Here is a 1,080-nt window from a genome sequence, read left to right as displayed (position 1 = left end):
GCGGGGGCGGTGCGGAGCCCGCGGTGCTCTCACTGCCTCGTCAGAGTGCCGATCGAGCTGTACTCGTCGCCGCCGGCGTCGGCGGCTCCCTGGGTGAAGAAGTTCGTGAAGAACATCTCGTTCTTGTTGGACGACTTGGGGAACAGCTCGTTGTACGAGACGTCGTCGCACTTGGCGTTGTTCTTGCTGGTGATGTTCTCGCGGACCACCGTCTTGTAGACGGCGCCGGGGGTGTGGTGCAGGAAGGTCAGCGTGCCCGAGCACGACCAGACGGTCTCGGCGCCGGGGGCGTTGGAGTAGGTCACCTGCCCGGTGGAGGCGCCCTCCTGGATGACGAGCTTGACCGAGTAGCGGCCGCTGCTCGGCTTGACCTGGGTGACCACGCCGGTCCAGGTGCCCGCGTAGTCGGAGCAGAAGGTGGTGTCCGAGGGCTGCGGGTCGCAGGTCGCGCCGGAGCTCTGGGGCTGCTGGGTCTGCTGCGGCTGCTGCTGGGACGGCTCGCTGCTGTAGGCGTTCGTGGGCGCGACGATCGGGTCGTCGTCGCCGTCGGAGGCGATGATCACGATCGCCACCAGCAGCACCAGGATGAGCAGGACCGCGCAGCCGATCGCGGCGATCGCCGGGCCGTTGGAGCGGCGGGCGGGCGGGCCGGGGGGCGGCGCGAACGCGCCCGGGGTGCCGGGTCCGGGCGGGAACCCCTGACCGGCGCCGGGCTGGAAGGGCGGAGGCGTCTGCTGGAACGGGGCGGCCTGCTGGAAGCCCGGCTGCCCGTGCTGCAGCCCGGGCTGGAACCCGGACTGCTGGAACGGCGGCGGAGTGCCGGGCTGGCCGTGCTGCCCGTACTGCCCGGGCTGGGGCTGGCCCGGCTGGTGGAACGGCTGGGGGCCGGCGGAGCCCGCGGAGGCCGTGTAGGGCTGCTGAGGAGGCTGGGAGGGCGGTGCGAACGGCGCCGGGGTGGGGGTGCGCGGAGGGGGAGGAGCCGGCAGCTGCGCGGCGATCCGGGTTCCCTCGTTGAGCAGGTCCTCGCGCTGTCCGGGGGTGGCCGCGGCGTTGCCGGACTGCGGCACCAGCGCCAGCAGG

At 72.9% G+C, this 1,080-nt stretch carries 1 pseudogene; it reads right to left on the bottom strand.

Going from position 1 to position 1,080, the window contains the following annotated elements:
• Window positions 1–29: 29 nt before the first annotated feature.
• Window positions 30–1,080 (bottom strand): annotated as a pseudogene (locus tag ABD327_RS17955) (hypothetical protein); the annotation flags it as partial.

Origin of the sequence: Actinocorallia aurantiaca (assembly GCF_039533685.1) — a bacterium.
GTDB classification, from domain to species: Bacteria; Actinomycetota; Actinomycetes; order Streptosporangiales; family Streptosporangiaceae; genus Actinocorallia; species Actinocorallia aurantiaca.
The sequence above is the reverse complement of the archived record's forward strand: the minus strand, read 5'-3'. Positions and strand labels throughout refer to the sequence as shown.